Genomic DNA, 22,318 nt, shown 5'->3' with positions numbered 1-22,318 from the left:
AAAGGTCCCTGTGTAAGATACAATTCTGAATTGTATCTTACACAGGGACCAACTCAATTACTAACTAAAGACTTATCAAATATGTAATTATATTCGCTTGTGATTACCTCATTTGGATTAAACTTTTCTACAGAACCATTTAAAGTGGTAACCTTCGCTAATCCGTCTGGTGTGAATTGGTACATTTCCGTTCCTATTATGCGAGCACCAGTTTCGTAGAAAAGCTCCATCCAGCCATCATGGTTAATATCGTAAAAGTATAGAATTGGCGCATTCTCTGCAGAAATGGTTAAGGGCGTCATTTCAAGCTCATCAAACTCTACTATGATCTCTACATTGTCATTTGAGTAATTGCTACTTTCTTCTGGCCCACCTCTAAAGGAAATTGTTTCTAAGATTCCATCATTATTTACGTCGATTTTCTTAGTAATAAAAAAATCAAACATACTGGGTGCTTGTAATGCAGTAATATAGGAAGGTTCATTAGAAAGAGTCTCCGAATTTGTTTTTACCGATTGATCTTCAGCCAAGTACTTTTTAGACTCCACTTCACTGTTAAAAAACTTCCACTCTTCTTTTTGAGGTTTCAGTATATGGATGAATATAGATTCGTTATCTTGGAAGTTTTCTCCATCTACAAGAGTTGTTATTTGAGTTACCCGGACTTTAACTTCTTGTTCTGAAATCGATAGAAATTCAAAATCCTTAAGTTCATATGCCAAGTCAAACTTTTCAAATAGGTCACTTAACATTTTTTTGGTTTCAGCAAAAGTTGTTTGCTCCGCATGTGTATACACCATAGACATATACTCATCCATATTCTCATTTTCAAGAGCCTGTATATTATCTTCAAGCACTTTCTTAATCTCAAATTCAATATTATAATCTGGCTCTGACTCTTTTATTTTGTTGTTAGTTGGAACAAATCTGCCCATGTTCATTACTATTAGTAAATACACTCCTATCCACACAATTGTTCCAAAAACGCCTTTCCAACTGGTACCACCTCGCAACTGAATTTCGTTCTTTAATAACTCCACATCACTAATATTACTTTCCGATATTTCTCGAGTTCTTTTTAATGCATGGAGACGGTAAAAATTATTACCGGTAATTCCGACTGTGAAAGAAACAGCTAACCCTATCACAGTATTAAGAATGACCTCATCTATTCCTAATACTTTACCTAAGAGGTTAATTACTATAGAAATTCCTAGAATCGAAAATACTGGCTTATACATTTTCCTATAACCAAACCAAAAAAGTGGAAAGAAAAAGGCTACCCAGTTCCATGTATTCAAACCTTTTGACCATCTTCTTATGTAATAGTGTTGCTTTTTTTCACCTATAAATAATCTAAGTACTTGATTATCAATTTCAGGTTTATTTCTATTTCTTCTCTTGTTAGGAGTGGATTCTATGCCTTCTTTTATTAAAGCTATCTCTTTACCACACGTTGAGCAAAACCTTGCAACATCGGTTATTCTAGAACCACATGAAGCACAAAACAGTTATATTCCTCCTATTATTCTTTTACCCCTTCCATATAATATGCTTTTGCATTTTCGGTATTCCACTAAAATTGTTTGCAACACAGGGACAAATCAAAAACGCCCCTGTGTAGCATACAATTCAGAATTGTATCTTACACAGGGACAATCATCTATTTTATCAGTTTGCTACTCCAAATTCATATACAGCTATTGTTCCTGATACTTCATGTGTAGCTGCTAATATTGCTTTGCCAGTTGGACTTTCTGAAGCTGGTATAAATTGTAATCCTTCTGGAGAAACGTCCCCTGCAACCTTTGCAGTGAAGTCCCTGCTTGAAATTAGCGTTACAAACTTAGGTGCGTTTATATCTGTTAAATCATAAACCATAATACCGCTGTAACGTTCTAAAGCGATAAATCCATAAGTTGTGCCATCAATTTCACCTACTACAGCTGTTTCTGGCTCAGGCCCCTTATCATCGCTACGATTATCTACTTTAATGTCATCGCTATTTGTATTGAAATATTTTGGTGTTTTCTCAGCAATAATTTTTTCAAATTCACTTCCGCTGTCATATACCTGCTCCATCGTTACTGCATCAAAGATGGAGAAACTACGACCACCATATCCATAGATTGCATCATATGCTGTACTAGCTTTGTTTAAACCATTTTCCGTTGTAACTTTATATCCATCTAAAGTAGATAGATCAAATGCATCTAACTCTGCTTGTGTAAATCCTTTATAATTTGCTTCTGTTAAAGCAATTGGTAATGTAAGATCAGCTAACTCTGAAACTTCGCTATATCCTCCATCATCAGCATAATCACGAGAGTCACCTTCGTTTGGAGTAATGATGTATGTTTTACCAGCCACCGTAAATGTATCAATAGCGTCTGGCATATGGAAAGTTAGAATTGGTTGTTTGATAATGTCCGCTTTTTTATCGTCTTTATTTGCATCCATTTCAAATCCTTCTACAGAATGGTCAATGACTCCAAGACCTCTTACATGAAGAATTGTATTCGTTTCAAGATCTACTGTAGCAATTGCATTATTTTCTTGTAAAGTTACATAGGCAGTTTTACTATCATCAGAAACAGTTACGTATTCTGGTTCTAGTTGCTCTATGATTGAAGCCCCTTTATAAGAAGTACGAACTTTTTCATCCAACATTGTCTCTGTAAAGTTAAGTGTTGTTGCAGTTAATGTTGCTACATCAATAACGGAAATAGAACCTTTTGGATCGATAGTTGTATCCTTGTTTGGTTCACCTTCGTTAGCAACAATTGCTTTTTTACCATTTGGAGTAAATGTCACCATATCCGGCAACGCTCCAACTTCCACATGCTTCACATATTTCCCGTCTTTTGTAGCAAATATGATATAACCCGGGTCTGTTTTTTCAGCATAAGCAGCAATTGCGATTAAATCTTCTGTAGGATGAGACGCAATACTTGTTATATTCTTAACTCCTGGGATTCCATAATCTTCAACAACTACACGCTTTGTAGAATCAAGTTGCTTAAATGTCCCAGACTTTACATCTGCAAAATTAAGGATATCAAATCCACCAACTGCTCCATTTGTAACAAATCCTTTGTTGGTCGCAACATCGTATGCTAAAATTTCAGTTCCTGTTTCACCTTGACCGCTGTCATAGCGCGCAATTTGAGAAACTTTAAATTCCTCTGGATTGGAGTTATAAAGCGGTGGCTCAGTTGTTGCTACTGGAGCTGGTGTTGTTCCAGGATCTTCAACGATTTCTGGTTCCGGATTTACAACTTGTCCTGCAACATCAACGATACGACCTTCAATTTTTGTTGGAATCGTTGATAAAGTTTTTAAATGGTCGGCAAAGTTTTCCCAATCTGAAAGACCTAGATCCTTTACTTTTCCTGCTTCATAAATTTCTTTGAAGACATCATAGCTATCTCCGCCTTGAGCTGTAAAGTAATTCGTTGCCACTGTGTATGTTTCTGTGTCTACTATTTTTGTGTAAGTACCATCTGCATTTTCATAAGAGATAGAAACGACACGTTCGCCTTTAAGTTTAGTAGAATCGAATTCTACTTTTGCTCCGGCAACATGCAGGAAACCACCGTTTTCAAGTGGGTATACACCTACACTCGTTTCAAATGCTTCTTTTAATTCCGCTCCTGTAATCTCCATTGTAGATAGTGTATTACCGAAAGGAAGAACTGTAATTACTTCACCTACTGTAATTGGACCTGCATCAATACTAGCGCGAATTCCTCCACCATTTTGAAATGCCATTATTACTTTTGGATTAAGTGACTTAGCTTTTACCAACATGCCATCAGCAATAAGATTTCCTAGTATTGTTTCGTTTTTGCGTACACTTGGTTTAGTATTGTCTCCATTCGTTCGAGGATTTTCTAATACGACCTCTGCACTAACACCAATTTCTTCACCAGCAACCTCATCTACTTTTGGTTTATATGATTCTAGTAATTTTTTTGCTTCTGCATCTTCTGTGAATTTACTAACCTCAATTAGTTCTCCATTTTGAGTAACAACTTTTCCGTTTTTATCAAATTCCACATCAAGTGTACCTAATAAGTCTCCTTGGGAAGATGCTTGTACGATAATCGTTTTGTCCTTTGTTGCACCAGTTTCATTTTTATCCACAACTACTGGAGCTGCTAGTTTTGTATGACTGTGACCACCGATAATAACGTCAATGCCGTCTACTTGAGCAGCTAATGCTAAGTCATTATCAATTGCTGGGTTGTCATCGTAACCAATATGGGTAACTGCAACAATTTTGTTCACTCCCATATCTTCAAATACTTTTACTGCTTTTTCAGCTTCTATAATATAATCTGTAAACGTCACTTGTCCTGGGCTAGAAAGACCTTTCGTTTCTTGTGTCGTTAGTCCAAAGAATCCTACCTTATCGCCATTTACTTCTTTAACAATACCATTATAGATTTTTCCATTTTCAGGTGCGCTTGATGCTATGTCACTGAACAGACCTTGTAAATTTTCATCTTTCGAAAAATCTACATTTGCACTAACAAATGGGAATTGAGCACCTTTTATAAAGTCAGCTAATGCTTTATGGCCTTCTTCTGAAGAACCAAGATCAAATTCATGATTACCAAAAGTCATTACATCATATTCTGCGAGATTCATAAATGCTAAATCGGCAAGACCTTTATATTGATTAAAATATAGAGTTCCTGAGAATACATCTCCAGCATCTACTAATACGGCATTAGGGTTTTCTGCTCTTTCTTTTTTAATCGCTGTAATACGTTTAGGTGCAGTCTCTACCTTTGCATGCGTATCATTTGTATGCAGTAAAGTAAGTTGGAAGTTTTTATTAGTACCTCCGCCATTGTTACCGCCGTTATTTTCTCCCCCAGTGTTCCCTCCACCTGGGGATGGATTAGTTGGCGTTGTTGGGGGTGGGGTTGGAGTAATGTCCATACCAGCTTTTTTAGATACTGTATTTATTTCTTCTAGTAACTCTTTCACCATTGGTAAAGTACTAGTTGATGGTAATCTTAGCTGTAAAGGTTTGATAGATTCTAATACCTTTTTAGCCTCTGCTTGTTTTCCTTCAGCTAGTAATTTATCAACTTGTTTCACTTTCATATAAATAGTTACAGGTACCATTAACTGACTACGCTTCATGTCAGCAGTTTGTTTATATTGGTCTAATAATAGATCCCGTGTAGCTTTTCCAGTAAAACGATACATAATTTCAGAACGGGTTTTTAGTTGGATAGATAATTTATGATACAGTTTTTCAACTTGTTCCCAGTCTTTTGTCTGTTCTGCTTTTTGAATATCTGCCATTATCGGATTTAAATATTTATCCGCATAATTATAAGCATCTATATAAGGGATTAATCCTTTCGTTATTCTTTCGTTATATAAATCATTTAAATCATTTAATAGAGTACTTTTGTTTTTAGCATTAGATTTTGAGATTGCCTCTTTTGCTATTTGATAGTCTTTTTTAACCTTATTCAAGGTTGGATACAAATCCGCACTAGGGACAAGTTTTCCATTTTGAGAGGGTACTACATAAGAATAAGCAGCCTCTTTCATATCTTTTCTTGCTTGATCTACCATTTCTTGTAGCGAACTACTTGCGTAGCTAACATTTGTAGAAGTTAATAAAGTTGTTGCAAGAACAGCTGCCATTACCGATTTCTTTAACGTATGGTTTTGCATAATTTCCCTCCTAAAATTAGTTGAACAATACTATCTCTATCTAAAGCTCTCCATTTTTTAATAAATAGAATAACAAAGTCGCCACTTAAATATAGGTCTAATAGTTATTAACTTCAATCGCATAACTGTAAATAAATTGTAAATACTGTTTTACATGTATTTACAAAAAGGTCCCTGTGTAAGATACAATTCAGAATTGTATCTTACACAGGGACCAAAGAGGTTAAATTCTCAGAAGTTAAATAGAAATGTCTTGTAACAGCTCGGTTGAAATTGTTTGTTGCACAGGGAGCAAGCTGATAAGCTACTCCCAAAAACATTTGTAAAAAATTTACTATCATGTAACTTAATTATTTCCAAATCAGGTTTACCCATTCTGGATGATCAATGAACGGATTGCGGTTTCCTTGCCATTTTTGAATGACATTGTTGCGATTACGTTCAAATTCATCAACTGGGTCTTGCTCATGCCATTTTAATAGGGTTGAAAGCTTTCCATGGTAGGGCGCACTTCCATTACCTAGCTTTTCGTTTAGTTCTAAATCTACTTTATCTCCTTGTTCATAACGTGTTGCCATGTAAAAAAGGATTCGTGCTACATCACCTTTGACACGATTTGGTGGCTCAAACGAGTTAGAAGCTCGTTTACATTCGTCACAATTATTTACCGGGCTGCCACCGTTATCAAAATCTAAGTTTCCTCTTGAACTATTCACTTGTACGTCTGTAGGTCTAAGATGATGGATATCGGTTCCTGGTCCTTTACTTGTGCCGAAGTCTCCATGTGATTTTGCCCATGTGTGTTCTCTATTCCACTGTCCTACGTTTCCACCATTGGCAGTTTTAGAACGTGGTACTCCAGAGTAAAACAATATGACATTGTTTGTATTATTCGGATCCTCATCCGTTTCTCGTAATGCTGCCCATACTTGGTCATAAGAAAGCTGTGTATGGTCGTCAATTATTTCATATAGTGCAGTTTTTAAAGCTTGACCTTCTTTACCAATAGCATCTTTATAATAGACATCAATAGGTGAGCTAGCGGAAGTTACAAGTACACTAAATCTTGTCGTTACACTTTTTTCGCCGTCTGTAGCGGTAACTCCTACAATATGGCTTCCTTCTGCAAGTGTTAGTGTTAACATAGACCCTGCTATCGTTCCTAACGTAGAAGAAAAAGTTAGTACTTGGTTTTCTGGATCTGCGAAATGATCTGTTAATAAGATTGAAATAGACTCACCAGGTTTAATTGTTTGACTTGGAATATTATTCTTTACTACTGGCGCTTGGTTTTCACCAGGTAAAGAAGGAACCACAATGGGTTCCCCTTTCGAATTTGTGAATTTAATATTTTTGCTATCTGCACCATTAATGAAATCAAATTCTTGAATATTCTCAGCGCCTCTAATTTCTTTTACGTTCGTACCATCAATGATTAATTTTTGGACATTCGTACCTTTGAAATCCATCATCGCGCCAGCGTTTAGTGGTTTAATCGTTACAGTTTGCTCTGCAAAGCCGTCTCCATGGAATTCTGCATAAGCACTCGTTAACAGAATGCCTTCTGTGATTTCTGATGCATCGTCAATTGTGATAGATACGCTAGGTTTACCAATAGTAAGTTTCTTTGTTTGAAGATTTTTGATATTGTATGTTTTTTCAGCTGTAATCGGTGTAACAGCATCATCTGCAAATATATCAATTTGTACCATTACTGGATCATGGTCACTTGCACGTCCTGCCATATCGGTAAAGTCTGCATTGATATGAAGAATATCGATTTTCGTTTTATTTTCTAAGTTCTTTGTGACTAAAATATGATCTAATACTTGTGAGTTTCCTTGATATAGGTATGTGTATCGATCTGATGTTTCCACTTTATTAATCATGTTTGTCATGTGTTCACCTTCATGAATTAAAAGTGCATTCGCAAATTGATAATCGTTAAAGTCACCCAAAGAAACAACATTTGCATCTGGGTTTTTCGTTTTAATATCTACAACAAAGTCAGAAACGATTGTTGCAATGTTTTTACGTTGTACTTCACTGTCATATTTTGGTGGTTGAATGGATCCGAATAATGGTGTATCACCACTTTTAGAGTTCCAATGATTCGCGATAACGATGACACTTTCACCTTTAAAGTCAAATTGTGCCGCTAAAGGTTTACGGCTACTATTAAATGCGCTATTTGTTGGATCAATACGACCTGGGTTAAGTGTTAGCTTGCCATCTTTGTAACCAACAGCATTAGTTGCATTTCCACCAGAAATACCTTCTGTCAACTTTACTCGTTCTGGATTATATAGGAATCCAACACGAATATTTGCATTTGGTGCTCCGCCGTCTTGGTTGTTCACTGGGTCAATATTTACATATTTGTAGTTTGCTCCACCAGCAGTTTTAATTGCAGCAATAAGTCTTATATAGCTTTGATCTGCCTTTGAATCTCCAGAGCTTTCTCCGTTATTATCTTGTACTTCAGTTACACCAACAATATCAGGACTCTGCATATCAGTTGCAATTGCTCTTGCTAATTTACGTGCTTTGTCGTCTGTAGTAGATGTTTTATTATTCGAGAAGTTTTCTAAGTTATAAGATGCAATTGTTAACTTATCTTCTGCGTTCACAATTGTTGTTTTTTCTGGTGTTGCATTTCCTTTTGTATGGGCAGCTTTCATTTCATTTAAAGAGACATAAATTTTAAAGTTTTGGAACGAATAACCCACCACTCCAGTAATCGGCCCTTTGAACTTATCCCCAGTTGCTACTTCGAAATCCCGCCCAGGTCCATTTGGTTCTAAGCGGAATTGCACGCGGTTTGGATTTTGATTGTCCTTTTCATATAAAACTCCACCATGTAGGGAGTTCGTTGGAGCGCTTTCCAAAACAGTTATCAAATCACCATGCTCTTGAGGCGCTACCGCTTTCACATTTCCAACTTGCACGCGCATTCCTTCGATACTTTCCCAGAAATCGATTGCATCTACGGTTGGATTGAAAACTGCAAGATTGTCGCTATCAATTTTTGCTAGAGACATTTTCGTTTCATCGATTAAGATTGGAGCTGGTAAAGCTACGCCACTTGTAATAACTTCCACTTTTCCACCCTGGTCATTTCTAACATTAATTTGCGTTGTTTTTAAGTCTGTTGTTTGACGATCAGCATATCCGTCATATGCAAATTCACTTACTTTCCCAGTAACTGATACCAAATCTCCTACTTTAATCGGCCATGTGTTTGTTCCGCTGTAAAGTACAATGGCTTCAGAAGTATTTGGATTCGTATCCGCTAGCTCATCCGGTGTTTGGATATGATAGTAGGTTGCCCCATTTAACAAAAACGAGTAAGTCACAACTCCTTGAATGCCTTCTACTGTTTTATTGTCAAAAGAAGTGTGGTGTCCCGCTCCTTGGATATCATGAATTTGAAGACTATCCGTAATTTTATACTCGAATGTCTTCACTTCCGAAGTACCTACTGGAGTAATTGCTACTGCTTTAAGTGTGGTGTTTTCTTTAATCTCGATTGGTGTTGAATATTTTGCGCTATCCTTTGTCGGCTCTGAACCGTTTAATGTGTAATGGATTTCCGCATTCGCCGTCGTTGTAGACAACGTTACAAAAGTAGATCCATTGAATGTTCCACTACCAGGAGTTGCAGTAACGGGCTGTAGAATGGAACTGTCCTCTACAATATCTTGAACTGAGCGAGGGATAATTTGATAATCAGCATCATACTGTTGAACAATACCAGTAATAGATTCGTACGTATTCCCTACATCTAAGCCTAGTGAACTGTTTTCATCACGAACGATGAACTCTGTCATTCCATCTGTTGCAGTATAGTTTAATGCATTTACTGCAGTTATTGTAATTTGTTTTGCTTGAACAAGAAGGGATTCATTGCTTTCATTCACCTCTGCTCCTGTTACAACCTTAGGAGTTGGGGTTCCTACATTTTCTTTTTTGCTAACTATCGTCGTACCGTCTAATTGAAGAAGTCCACGGAATTCCGCTAATTTCCCAGTAAGTGTTACTTCATCTCCTACTGCCGCAGGCAAACTTGAAGGACGTATTGCAATACCATTTGCAGCATCTTGAACTGAAATTGAATTTTTTAAGTTTGCAGCCACTATCCCTTTAATAGTAACCGTTTGACCAATAGCTGTATTACGTGCTTCTCCAATGGACAAAACCCCGGTTTCACTAATAACTGTGTAAGTGAATGCAGAAATTGGACTGCTTACTAGACCTTCTTTTACTGCGATTGCTTTAATTGTAATATCTTTGTCGATAACAATCGGATTTTCATATTTCGTACTTGAGCTAGTTGGATCAGATCCATCTGTCGTATAGTAAATGAAAGCTCCTTCCGTGTTAGTCGATAATGTAATTTCTGTGTCTGCTGGAACAGCCGATGATGGCATTGAAACCGTTACAGCTTCTACTTGGGTTTCTCCGGGATCAGGGTCCCCAATGACCATTGTGTGGGAGCCTAAATTGGAGGAATCGTCTTTTGGCAGTGTCGTCCATTCTGCTGGATTAAAAGCGTCATCGATAATTGTGTCTCCAGCAACAATATTACTATTTCGGACAAGCGTTACATCTTTACCATAGTCTGCAGATGAACCAACTTGCCCAATGGAATCAATGATTGTACCTGACTTCTTTAAAACGACAGGGTCATTTCCATTGAAATTAATAACAGAATCGTTTGCCTGGTTTCCCTTACTTTGAATATCTGCATTTGCATCATTATGATATAAAACATACGTATCATTATTAGCTAATGTACCTGTTAATGAGACTTTATTAGCAGCCGCAGCTGCTCCATTTGTATGAAGTTCAAGTGAATAAACACTTAAATCAACTGCTGCTCCAGTTCCATTGTAAATTTCAATGGCCTTATTAAAGCTGCTACCTTCAATATACTCTGAAATTATCAAATCAGATGTATTTGATACGGCTACTGCTTTCGATGGTAATACAGGGAATACTAAACTAGCTACTAAACTGGCAGATAAGAAAACATTTATGGATTTTTTCAAATTCCTTTTACGCATCTATAAATTCTCCTTTGTATGTTAAAGAGTAGTTTCTCCATCAACAATGATCCCATCTATGTCCACACTTTTTCCGTTTGCCTCGGAAAGTTCAAGGTTACCTTTAACTGTAATATTTGTAAGTGCTAAATTAGTAGAAGGAATACCTTTTATCGTTAAATTTCCTTTAATAATGGCATTTCCAAGGAAGCTGACATCTGTAACCGAAACCCTCACATCGCCGTTATAGATTTTTGGGGCTTCTACTGTTCCTGAAAAGTTCTTCGGATCCACATCTCCACCTGGATATTCATTGTCTGGAGTTTCATCCTTCACATCTACAATCCGTCCTTCAACTTGTGGGTTAACTTGTCTAATGCTTACTAAGTGCTCACGGAAGTTTTCCCAATCAGATAAACCTAAATCGGTTACTCTACCGTTTTCGTACGCTTTTTTCAATACATCGTAGCCGTCTCCACCTTTAGCAGTAAAAGCGTTCGTTGCAATGGTGTATGTTGCATCCTCTTTTACTTCTGTGTAAGTTCCATCAGCATTTTTAAACTGGATGGAAGCAACACGTTGTCCAATTGGCTTAGTGGAGTCATAGCTGACTTTAGCACCGGACACATGTAGGAATCCTCCGTTTTCTTTCGGAAATTCTTTCAAGCTGACTTCAAATGTTGCTTTTATCTCTGCACCTGTAAGTTTCATCGTTGCTAATGTATTTCCAAAAGGCAGGACGGTGATCACTTCACCAACTGTAATAGGTCCTTGATCAATAGCAGCTCGAATACCCCCGCCATTTTGGAAAGCCATAATGACATCTTTGTTGTATTCTCTTGCTTTTTTCAGCATGCCGTCCGCAATGAGATTCCCAAGGGCAGTTTCGTTGCTTCGAACACTTAAACCACCAGTACTAGAACGTGGATTATCTAAAGCATTTACTGCGATTGCTCCAGTCAGTTCATTTTTTAATGCACTAATTTTAGATGAATACTTTTCTAACAGCTCTTTTGCCTTACCATCCTCAGCTTGGTCGTTAACGCTAATTAATTGACCAGCGTGTTTTATTACTTTTCCGCTTTTGTCGAACTCGACATTTAATGTTCCTAAAAACTCACTATATTGATAAGCTTGTACAATAACCGTCGGATCTTTTGCTTTTCCTACTAAATCCTTATCTACCACAACTGGTTTATCTAATTTGGTATGACTATGACCTCCAACAATTACGTCAATGCCAGATACTTTAGCTGCTAACTGTAAGTCATTGTCATATTGCGGATTATCATCATAGCCAAGATGCGTCACCGCAATTACTTTGTTTACTCCTTGCTTTTCGAACTCGTTAACCATTTGTTGAGCAGCTTTCACATAATCTGTAAAACTCACTTTGCCTGGGCTTGAAATATCCTTTGTTTCAGCAGTCGTTAATCCAAACAACCCTATTTTCTGTCCATTTACCACTTTAATAATCCCGCTATAAATTTGACTATTCTTCGGGTTACTTTGTATTTTTACATTAAATAATCCTTTTAAATGCTCATCCTGTGAAAAATCAGTATTCGCAGCTACAAACGGAAAATTAGCTTTCTTCACAAAGTCTGCTAGTGCTTTATGTCCTTCAGCACTCGAGCCCAAATCGAACTCATGATTACCAAAAGTCATCAGATCATATTTCATCATATTCATGAATTCAACATCTGCTTGTCCCTTGAATTCATTGAAATACAATGTTCCTGAGAAGACATCTCCAGCATCCACTAATAATGCATTTGGATTTGCTTTCCTATATTCCTTTATAGCTGTAACACGTTTGGCCACATTATCTAATTGAGCATGTGTGTCATTTGTATGCATAATGGATAAGTTGAAGTTTGCCCCTGAATTTCCTCCTCCATTATTTCCTCCACCACCGTTTCCACCTCCGTTATTTCCACCACCTGTTGTTGGAGGAATAGTTGGCGTGGTAATTATGATAACTCCCGCTTTTTTACTTACTGTTTCTAATTGCACTAAAAGTTCTTTGATCATCGGCAAATTATTCGTAGTCGGCAATCTATAAAGTAACTGTTTAATAGATTCTAGTACTCTTCTTGCATCTTCTATTTTTCCTTCTGCTATTAGTGTGTCTGCTTCCCTTACTTTCATATAAACAGTTACCGCAACCATTAATTGATCACGCTTTAAGTTAGCAGGATCCTTGTATTGCTTTAACAATAAATCCCTAGCAGCTTTACCTGTAAAACGATATAAAATGGCAGTTCTACTTTTTAATTGGACAGATAATTGGTGATACAACTTTTCAATTTTAACCCAATCTCTTTCTACCTCAGCTTTCTTGATATCTTCCAAAATAGGTGTTAAATACTTGTCCGCATAATTATAGGCATCAATATATGGCACTAATCCTTTTGTAATACGTTCATTATATAAATCATCTAGTTCTTTGAGTAAAGTACCCTTATTTTTAACATTTGATTTTAAAAGAGCATTTCTTGCTTTTTGATAGTTTAATTTTGCCAAATTCAATGTTGGATACAATTCTACACTTGTAGCAAGTTTTCCATTTTGAGATGGTACTACATAAGCATAAGATGCTTCCTTCATATCTTTCCTTGCCTGATCAACTAAGTCTTGCAAAGAATTATTAGCCAAACCGACACTAGTAGAAGTTAATAACGACATTGCAAGAACTGAAGCTACTACGGTCTTCTGTACTCTATTCTTTCTCATAAGTTCCCTCCTATATTCTTTAGCTGTTCGCTTATCCTATTTAATACAGGAGAAATTTATGAATATAGAATTTATTTTTAAAGATCAGATTAAATAGTGAAACTCGAACAACATTGATTTCTGCTTCAAGCGGACGCTTTCCCCAAGCAAGGTTCAACCTCATCTGCACCCACATTCTACTGATAATAGATGATTGTTACGAATAAAAAATTTATTAGATTCATATAATCAGAGAGAAGAACTCGCTAGAAATAAGTATCAAAGGAGGAAAATCACTGAATTGTACAAACTGTGGTCACAATCAGGTTACTGGGAAGTTTTGCAGTTTATGTGGAACTAAATTGGAGGAACTTCTTTTGAATGTCGACAGTGTTGCTTCAAGAACAAAATCTGTAAAACCTAATGTCCATGTAGAAAATATTAAAAGAAAAACTAAAATATATAACTCATATTTTATTCAACAACTAAAAAAACCTTCTCATGCATACAATCAAGGAGAAAGTGAGTTTATAAGTAGTCTTGTAAGTATTATTTTATTTACTGCACTTGTTACAATATCTCTATTTTTATTTTCAAATAATTTGAATTGGAGCGATTCACAAGGCTTTTTATCGTTTTTTATGGAATCTTTTTTACTTACATTCTTTATCATAGGACTTGTAATATTTTCTTCTTTCCTCATTAGCAGTTTTTTTGGTCCACAGTATTCATTTAAAGTAATTATCAGTTTTTATGGGGGACAATTGTCTGCACCCATTGTCTTAGTAACTGTTTCCATATTTCTAATGCTTGTAAAATCATTTAGTTATGGAAATGCAATTTTAACTATATCCCTAGTTTTTAGTCTTTTTATACTGCCACTCTATATAATTAGTTTTTTGCTTACAAAAAAACCTTCTGGTGTTGACCCCCTCTACGGATTTGTTCTCTATATTGCTACTTTTACAGTTTTAATGATACTTTTCGTCACTATTGTTGGGAATTCTAAAATGATTGAGTATTTTAATAATATTAACCATTTGTTTTAAATATTCGACTTGTTCCTGTATTCAACACTATTCTAATTTATTTATAACACAGGGACCATAAGCATTCAAAACACCTTCGATAAACGAACATGATTAGCATGTGCCTCCAATCGAAGGTGTTTTAATTGTGTGCTACACAGGGATAAATAACATGTGTTCACAAAAAGTCCCTGTGTAAGATACAATTCAGAATTGTATCTTACACAGGGAACAAGAACATAAAATTCCCTTCTAGCCTAAGTTAGAAGGGATTATTAATTAGTTTATTGAATTATTTTCCACAAAGGAATTAACTCCATTTCCTGAAATACTTAATGCCATATGATCTTGGTTCACAATTCCATTAGTCTTGGTAATCACGAATAATGAAGCTTTGTAATTGAATCCAACGTCTGTAGAAACGAATTCAACGATTTGAAGAGTATCTTCATCTATATACTTAATCTTCACTACAGCATTTTTTCCAAAACCATCATTAAATGTAATGGTACCGGATAGCCCTTTTTTAAATTCATGACCATAAGAAGGATTATGGAATGTAAATTCTAATGTGTCTGAAATAGATAAACCATTTGACCCCTTATCATTTAAATCTATTTGAGTTGAAGCAAATGCACCTTCGTTAATTGTTGTTGTAGCAGGGTTGTTTTCGTTCACTGCCCCTTCCCCGTTTATACCGTCTTTGCCGGGAGTGTATTGATAAGCAACAAATGAATTAGCCACTTCTTGTAGTAAGCTTACAGACCCAAGTGTCCAATATCCTTTATTATCAACAATTGTTGTTCCTACTAGTATGTCATTTCTATAAACTTTTACTCGATTGCCAGGTTGTGCTGTACCGCTTATATCGTAAGAGTACCCATCAAATGTTAAAGGTGAAGTTACAGGATTTTGGAATACTACTTCAGCATCTTCAGTAACATCTACTTGAATGTTCCAAGTAGAATGGTTATCTATCCGTGTTTCATAACTAACTTCTACTTTATCCCCTTTAGATAGAGCCTTTTCGAAAACTTCTTGTGAAACTAGTTCCCCATAGATAAAGAATAGATCATTAGCATCCCATTTATATTTATAGTCGCCAGTAAAAATGTAATCATCTTCGGTAGTGTTCACTTCACTATCAATAGTCAACATATAAGGGCCATCAACATTTTGAAGCTGATAAAAATGTGTAATTCCTGCTTTTTTTGTATTCTTATTACTATCTATTTTTTCTATTGTTGGTTGGACATATGTGACTGATGGAGTTTCAGCACTAAAACCATACGCAGCTGCTATTATGATTACAAGATTACCATTTTGGTCTGCAAAGCCAATCGTCTCTTGACCACTTTCTACGCTTTGACCGTTTATAGAAGTAATTACTGCTGAAGTAGAGTTAGTTGCTGTCTTTTCATTTGCTTCTTCCAAGCTAACTTTAACTTTCCCAGTATAAGCACTACCGTCTAAATTAGTTAGCTTAGCTGTGTATATTTTAGAATTAGTTGTTCGAGATATGCAGTTTTCTTATCGGTTAATGCAATACCTGTTGTATCAGGAACAGCTTCTGTCTTAAAGTTCAATTGGTTTTCTTTCCAACTTACCGTGTAATTTGTATTAGCGTTTAAATCAGATGTATTTAATATTACCGATTTTTTGTCCTTGGATAATTGAGCTGATTGGACAGTTTCTCCTGAAACTTTAAATTGCCCTGCCACTAGACCTTCTAATGGTATATGGTAGGCTTTAGAGAAGTTAACTGTTACGTTATTTTTACCATCAGATGTTATGAACAAAGGTTGTAAAGGTAAAGAGTTTAATGTTTCATCATAGGCTTTCGTTAGGAATGTTCTAAAAGTAAAATTCTTACTTTTGTTAGCTATGTAAGAGTTAGCTTTGTCTAATTCTAAGGAAGCTTCTAACAATTTATTGTCTTTAATAAATTCACTCGCTTGATCGAGATACATTTTAACCGTCACATCGTTTTTGACATCTTGAATTAGTTTTTCCATGGTTGGTTTGACTTGATTACGAATACCATCTCTAGTAGTTTGCCCATATACTCTATCTAATAATTTTACTTGTTTTCTGTATTCTGCTGTTGCTATATGGTATGCAGCTTCTACACTACTAAGATTTGCTGAATCTATCGCAACTTGCAAATTACTTGTTAACTTCGTAATTTTCTCACTAGAGGTTATAGCATCTATGTAAGATTGTGCACGTTTCACATGAATTTTCGGCTCCACTAATTTAGCTTGAGCATTGAGTTGTTCAGATTTAGATAACTTGATAGCAGCCTTTTCAGCAGCTGCAATAGTTTCTTTTGTCGTATTATATTGCTTATATGGGCGAGTTCTAAAATCAGCAGATCCCTCTTTGGAAATTGCCCATTTTAATATAGTACCTGCATTTTGTGCATCTGTAACTAATTGTTTTATGTTTGTTGATGCACTTACTTGTGGGGCGGCAATAATAGAAAGAATAGTAGTTATTGCTATAACAAATTTCAAAGACTTTTTCCTCATAATAATTTGCCTCCATACTAAGATTGTTTATACATCGAATTAATCTATATGATTGTATCATGTAAATTTAATCAAACTTATTTCTTAATATTGGAAGTGATAGTATTAGGGTAGTCTTTCTATCAGCTAGTAACATTGTGTTATACTTATAGTTAATCACGCAGAGAAGAAAGGAACTAAAAAATATGACAAATTCTCCTAAAACATATAAAACTGAAATCGATTTTTCTACAGACTGGGAAATACCCGCAGCTGAGAAGTATATTTTCCAATACTTCCATCAACAATTAGAAAATTTAGAAGCAAATCAACTACATATCCATGGAGTAAAATTATATACTGTGGATTCCGGAATTGTCGTAACAGCTATTTTAAGACATTCTTTGCCCAAAAAATTACGTCTGGAGCAAGTGGTTTTAGTTGTAAAAGATAAAGAAGGGAAAGAACTAGCAAAGAAACAGTTTGACATGGAGTTGTTTGGAGAGTTAGAAGCATGTAATGCAAGACCGTGGAATTTCCTATTTGAAATGGAAGATTTACTAGTACCTTATGATGAAATAGTAAACGAAATGGATTTTGAAATGGCATTCGAGTATTACGAGAAAGTTGTAAAAGACTTCGAATTACACTTAGATGATAATTGGAAGAATGGACTTAATGAAGATCAACAAGGATATGTATACAATCTAGTAGCTTCATTAGAACCAATTAAAGAGAACGAAATCTCAATTGTTGGATTCCATTTCCATGAATCAGATGACGCAATTAATATTTATATCATCATTCGTAATGCATTTTCAGATACATTAACAATTGAAAATCTTCCTATTCAACTATTTGATGCTGCCGATGATATGGTGTGTAAACTCGGATTTCCAATCGGACAATTCGAAATTGCTTCTAAGCAAGCACGTCCCATTAGCTTATCTTTCTCAAAAGATGTATTCATGAAAGAGAATCCAGATTTCAGTTCTTGGAGAATTGAAATGATTCCCCAAACTTTATAATCATGAGTAAAACCGTAAAAGAATCACTCTTTTACGGCTTTATTGCTTTGGCTTCAATTCAAGATATTACCAATTGCCTTCCAGTAGTTTTATTTTTTAAGCCACAACCAAAATCATTTGTGATAATGGTAAAAAGGTAACGAACGTTTCAATGGGCTAACTATCACCCATTAACTAGGTTCAAGCAAATACTCGCATCTACTTATACCGGTTCTATAACAAGTTGATTGTTCATAACCCTTTCCAACAAAATTCATTAATTACGAAAGCATGCAGTCATTCGTGATACTTCTTTTCTACTTGTTCTAAGTTTAGAGATAACTGCTTTTGTAAGTGCAATTGTCTTCGCTTGGATTATCGTACTTGCACCACGATATCGTTGAACCCGGGAAGTTTGATTTTTCGTATATACTAATTGGACTTTATACTTTAATTTTTCCTAAAAGTTCAACCTATTTAGAGTTGCTTCTACTTTTGCAATTTCCATTTTTACATTGTTAAGTGGTTCCGATGGCTGAGTCATTTCATTGTGGAACCCTCTACAGAAATTTCCCATTGCAAAACATTTCCTGAGTACAATTGCTGATAATGCCACTATTGGTAGAACTTCAATCTTAATAGTTTTCGCTATAAATTTTACCTCAGTTTGTCAGCTAGAGTGTACCAATGAATTTCTTGTCATGAGGTAAGGTAAGTTCCTCGTTAATGAATGTATCGTGATAGTCTCAAGATACTTCAAAAAGAGAAAGGTTGTGCATTAATTGCTTACCTAAATAAAAAAAGGAAACACTTGGTTATCAAATCCCTGTGTCCCCTTTTATATTCCTTTCAAACTAATCATTTCAATTTATCCAATAAAACCTTAATTACTCTCTCTTGTTGTTCAACCGTCATCTTCGAATCTGAAGGCAAGCTGATACCACGTTCAAATAATACCTCACTTACCACTTCATCTTCACCATGAGCATAAAACTTACATCCTTCAAAAACAGGTTGTAGATGAAGTGGTTTCCATACTGGTCGGGCTTCAATATTTTCTTCATTAAGAGCATCGATTAAATCATAAGGGCTAATTGATATCTTCTCAGGATCTAACAATAGCGCACTTAACCATCTGTTTGAATAAGTATCTTCTAATTCAGGCATCATCGTAACACCAGCAATTGATCCAAGCGCTTCTTCATATCGAGAAAATATGGCACGTTTCTGTGCCACACGGTCATCCAATACTTCTAATTGACCGCGTCCAATTCCAGCTAGTACATTACTCAAACGATAGTTATAGCCAACTAAACTATGCTGATAATGCTTTGCAGCATCCCGAGCTTGAGTTGCTAGGAAACGTGCATGTTTCAATGCGTCTATATCATTGGAAACAAGCATTCCTCCTCCAGAAGTGGTTATAATCTTGTTACCATTAAATGAATAAATACCATATTTTCCAAATGTCCCGCTTTTCTTTCCTTTATAAGTAGAACCTAACGATTCTGCAGCGTCTTCCACCATAGCAACATCATAACGATTACAAATTTCCATTAATTCATCCATCTTAGCACTTTGGCCCAATAAATTTACTATAATGACTGCTTTCGGTAGCCCTCCTTCTGCATCTGCTTCAACAAGTGCCCTCTCCAAAGCTTGTGGAGACATATTCCATGTATCAAATTCTGAATCTATAAAAACCGGAGTAGCACCACGATAAACAATCGGATTCGCACTTGCAATAAATGTTAAAGTTGAACAGAAAACTGTATCTCCCACACCAACACCCAATAAATTAAGTGCTAAGTCAATTGCCGCAGTACCTGAACTAACAGCAGCTGCGTCTTTGATTCCTACGTAGTCAGCTAGCTCTCTTTCAAAGCCATCCACGTTTGGTCCAAGAGGAGCAATCCAATTTGTTTCAAATGCTTCATTTATGTACTTTTGCTCGCTTCCTCCCATATGTGGGGAAGATAATAAGATTCTCTCACTCATTTTAAAAACCTTCTCTCTTAATCACTTTAGCTGGAACCCCAACTGCCGTGACATTAGATTCAATATTAGATATTACAGAAGATCCCGCCCCAACAGTTGTCCATGAGCCAATTTCAATGCCAGGTATAATAGTCGAACCAGCTCCTACATGACTACCTCGTCCAACTTTCACATTTCCAGTTAGTATAGCACCTGGAGATATATGAGTGAAATCCTCGACTACGCAGTCATGCTCTACTACACTATTTGAATTAATGATAGTATGACAACCAATTGAAGCATCTGCATTTACTATTACTCCTGGCATAATAACGGTTCCATGGCCAACATTAGCAGAATTACAAACTATGGCACGCCTATGAACAATTATTGCATATTTCTCATTGGCAATATTTAAGCGTTCAACAATACGCTTTCTAATAACGTTTGACCCAATAGAAATAACTACTTTAACACCGTCAGTCAAGAGGTCTTCAACAATGGCAAACGGTCCTTTGATAAGATGATTTTCATGAAATCTCTCTTTATATCGGTCGTCTAGCTTTGCAATTACACTACTACCTTGAGAAAGTATACAATCTTCAATTACCTTTGCATGTCCACTATCTCCAATAAGAATAATTTTCTCCAACATGCATACCTCCGCTAAGTTAGTCTTTTTTTCCTTCAAACTTCTTCATCGTAGCCTGTCCTTCTTGACTTATGCCTTCGCTGGTAAACACTTTCTTCACTGTCATAAATAATATTTTCATATCCAGCCAAAACGATTGATTTTCCACATACCAAACGTCTAACTCAAACTTCTCTTTCCAAGAAATTGCATTTCGTCCATTTACTTGTGCCCAGCCAGTAATACCCGGACGAACATTATGTCGCTTAGCTTGTCGTTTATTATATAGAGGTAAATATTCAACTAATAATGGTCTTGGACCAACAAAACTCATATCACCTTTGAATACATTCCATAGCTGTGGTAGTTCATCTAAACTCAATTTCCGAATCACCTTACCAAATGAAGTTAAACGAACATCATCTGAAAGTAACTCGCCATTCTCATTTCGTTCATCCGTCATGGATCGAAATTTATACACAAAAAAAGTTTCTTCATTCAAACCAGGTCGTTCTTGTTTGAATAAAACTGGGGATCCTAATTTCTGTCGAATTAGAAGTACTGTTATACTGATTACAGGAAATAATATAAGCAACAATAATAAGCTACCAATAATATCTATTAATCTCTTCATATACTTGTCTCTTTTAATTTTATTTTCAAATACAAAATCTCCAAACAAATGGCTCCTCATTATTTACTTGAGTTCTTTTCCCATCTCCAAGAATCCTTACACATTTCTCTTAACCCTCGTTCCGCCTTCCATCCAAGTTCCTTTTCTGCTTTAGACGAATCCGCAAAACTTACCGCAATATCTCCAGGTCTACGCTTCATTACTTGATATGGAATCTTTATGGAATTTACCTCTTCAAATGTCTTTACTAAATCTAGAACAGAGTATCCTCTACCTGTTCCTAAATTAAAAAGATGGTTACCCAAATGGTTATTCAAATAATTAAGTGCCTTTAAATGTCCATTCGCAAGATCCATTACATGGATATAATCTCTTACACCTGTACCATCATGTGTGGAATAATCATCACCTAAAATGTTCAAATGTTCTCTTTCACCACTTGCAACCTGTGTGATATAAGGCATTAAGTTGTTTGGAACTCCATTAGGTTTTTCTCCAATAGTTCCAGATGGATGTGCACCAATTGGATTAAAGTATCTTAATATTGCAATACACCATTCAGAATCAGATTTTGATAAATCCTGAAGCATTTCTTCAATCATTAGTTTTGTTCGGCCATATGGATTGAGTATAGAAGTAGGTGCACCCTCATGTACCGGAGGCCATGTTAAGTCACCATATACTGTAGCGGAAGAACTAAAAACCAGTTTTTTCACATTTTTTCTTTGCATTTCTTTTAGTAAATTAATAGTCGTCCCAAGGTTCTGGTCAAAGTATTTAAGCGGTTCTAGAACAGACTCTCCAGGTGATTTTAATCCTGCAAAATGAACGACTGCATGAAACTTATGAGTGTCGAATATCTGTGCTAATTCATCCTTGTTCCGTAAATCTGTGGACCAAAACTCAATTTTCTTTTTACACAGTTTCTCTATTTCTCCTAAGACATCAATAGAGGAATTGCTGAGGTTGTCTATAATAATACATTCAAAACCATTGTTTGATAATTCTACAACTGTATGACTACCGATATAGCCTAAACCACCTGTTATAAGCACCTTCATGTTATTT

Annotated in this window: 12 protein-coding genes and 1 pseudogene; 2 read left to right on the top strand and 11 right to left on the bottom strand. The window is 35.8% G+C overall.

Annotated features, from left to right (window positions below):
• Positions 1-53 precede the first annotated feature (53 nt).
• From MKY60_RS04000 to MKY60_RS03985, 5 genes and pseudogenes are all read right to left on the bottom strand, one after another.
• The gene (locus tag MKY60_RS04000) at positions 54-1,301 is read right to left on the bottom strand and encodes a DUF2628 domain-containing protein (RefSeq protein WP_445677979.1); all 1,248 of its coding nucleotides are present in this window, start codon (positions 1,299-1,301) and stop codon (positions 54-56) included.
• Positions 1,302-1,448: 147 nt separating this feature from the next.
• Positions 1,449-1,511: pseudogene (locus tag MKY60_RS21170) on the bottom strand (zinc-ribbon domain-containing protein); the annotation flags it as partial.
• A 160-nt stretch (positions 1,512-1,671) separates the two neighbouring features.
• The gene (locus tag MKY60_RS03995) at positions 1,672-5,703 is read right to left on the bottom strand and encodes a choice-of-anchor I family protein (protein ID WP_340928696.1); all 4,032 of its coding nucleotides are present in this window, start codon (positions 5,701-5,703) and stop codon (positions 1,672-1,674) included.
• A gap of 350 nt (positions 5,704-6,053) precedes the next feature.
• Complete coding sequence (locus tag MKY60_RS03990) at positions 6,054-10,769, bottom strand: endonuclease (protein ID WP_241595271.1); 4,716 nt, start codon at positions 10,767-10,769, stop codon at positions 6,054-6,056.
• Positions 10,770-10,790: 21 nt separating this feature from the next.
• Positions 10,791-13,484, bottom strand: coding sequence for a 5'-nucleotidase C-terminal domain-containing protein (locus MKY60_RS03985; protein ID WP_340928693.1), 2,694 nt, complete (start codon positions 13,482-13,484; stop codon positions 10,791-10,793).
• A 356-nt stretch (positions 13,485-13,840) separates the two neighbouring features.
• Between MKY60_RS03985 and MKY60_RS03980 the strand changes: the two genes are divergently transcribed.
• Entirely contained in the window at positions 13,841-14,512 is a 672-nt protein-coding gene (locus MKY60_RS03980) for a hypothetical protein (RefSeq protein WP_340928691.1), read from the top strand.
• A 258-nt stretch (positions 14,513-14,770) separates the two neighbouring features.
• On the opposite strand, the gene MKY60_RS03975 is transcribed toward MKY60_RS03980, so the two are convergent.
• Both MKY60_RS03975 and MKY60_RS03970 read right to left on the bottom strand, forming a co-directional pair.
• Positions 14,771-15,925: a hypothetical protein gene (locus tag MKY60_RS03975; protein ID WP_340928688.1), complete on the bottom strand. Its 1,155-nt coding sequence runs from the start codon at positions 15,923-15,925 to the stop codon at positions 14,771-14,773.
• A 44-nt stretch (positions 15,926-15,969) separates the two neighbouring features.
• Positions 15,970-17,022: a hypothetical protein gene (locus tag MKY60_RS03970; protein ID WP_340928686.1), complete on the bottom strand. Its 1,053-nt coding sequence runs from the start codon at positions 17,020-17,022 to the stop codon at positions 15,970-15,972.
• Between the two features lie 185 nt (positions 17,023-17,207).
• On the opposite strand from MKY60_RS03970, the gene MKY60_RS03965 reads away from it, so the two are divergent.
• The gene (locus MKY60_RS03965) at positions 17,208-18,029 is read left to right on the top strand and encodes an SLAP domain-containing protein (RefSeq protein WP_340928684.1); all 822 of its coding nucleotides are present in this window, start codon (positions 17,208-17,210) and stop codon (positions 18,027-18,029) included.
• 837 nt (positions 18,030-18,866) lie between these two features.
• On the opposite strand, the gene MKY60_RS03960 is transcribed toward MKY60_RS03965, so the two are convergent.
• From MKY60_RS03960 to galE, 4 genes are read right to left on the bottom strand one after another with little or no spacing between them, the layout of a single operon-like run.
• Entirely contained in the window at positions 18,867-20,006 is a 1,140-nt protein-coding gene (locus tag MKY60_RS03960) for an aminotransferase class I/II-fold pyridoxal phosphate-dependent enzyme (protein WP_340928682.1), read from the bottom strand.
• 1 nt (position 20,007) lies between these two features.
• Entirely contained in the window at positions 20,008-20,640 is a 633-nt protein-coding gene (locus MKY60_RS03955) for an acetyltransferase (protein WP_340928680.1), read from the bottom strand.
• A 16-nt stretch (positions 20,641-20,656) separates the two neighbouring features.
• Complete coding sequence (locus tag MKY60_RS03950) at positions 20,657-21,250, bottom strand: sugar transferase (protein WP_340928678.1); 594 nt, start codon at positions 21,248-21,250, stop codon at positions 20,657-20,659.
• Positions 21,251-21,309: 59 nt separating this feature from the next.
• A complete protein-coding gene (galE, locus tag MKY60_RS03945; RefSeq protein ID WP_340928676.1) occupies positions 21,310-22,311 on the bottom strand; it encodes a UDP-glucose 4-epimerase GalE in 1,002 nt (333 codons plus the stop codon).
• Positions 22,312-22,318 lie beyond the last annotated feature (7 nt).

This window comes from Psychrobacillus sp. FSL K6-1415 (assembly GCF_038003185.1).
Lineage (GTDB): Bacteria > Bacillota > Bacilli > Bacillales_A > Planococcaceae > Psychrobacillus > Psychrobacillus psychrodurans.
Note: the sequence above shows the minus strand (reverse complement) of the source record. Positions and strands in the feature narration are given on the sequence as shown.

What these genes read in the sequence shown, in the direction of transcription:
- galE (WP_340928676.1), bottom strand. Translation starts at nt 22,311, where the DNA reads ATGAAGGTGCTTATAACAGGTGGTTTAGGCTATATCGGTAGTCATACA.
- MKY60_RS03965 (WP_340928684.1), top strand. Translation starts at nt 17,208, where the DNA reads ATGACAAATTCTCCTAAAACATATAAAACTGAAATCGATTTTTCTACA.
- MKY60_RS03985 (WP_340928693.1), bottom strand. Translation starts at nt 13,484, where the DNA reads ATGAGAAAGAATAGAGTACAGAAGACCGTAGTAGCTTCAGTTCTTGCA.
- MKY60_RS03955 (WP_340928680.1), bottom strand. Translation starts at nt 20,640, where the DNA reads ATGTTGGAGAAAATTATTCTTATTGGAGATAGTGGACATGCAAAGGTA.
- MKY60_RS03990 (WP_241595271.1), bottom strand. Translation starts at nt 10,769, where the DNA reads ATGCGTAAAAGGAATTTGAAAAAATCCATAAATGTTTTCTTATCTGCC.
- MKY60_RS03995 (WP_340928696.1), bottom strand. Translation starts at nt 5,703, where the DNA reads ATGCAAAACCATACGTTAAAGAAATCGGTAATGGCAGCTGTTCTTGCA.
- MKY60_RS03960 (WP_340928682.1), bottom strand. Translation starts at nt 20,006, where the DNA reads ATGAGTGAGAGAATCTTATTATCTTCCCCACATATGGGAGGAAGCGAG.
- MKY60_RS03950 (WP_340928678.1), bottom strand. Translation starts at nt 21,250, where the DNA reads ATGAAGAGATTAATAGATATTATTGGTAGCTTATTATTGTTGCTTATA.
- MKY60_RS03970 (WP_340928686.1), bottom strand. Translation starts at nt 17,022, where the DNA reads ATGAGGAAAAAGTCTTTGAAATTTGTTATAGCAATAACTACTATTCTT.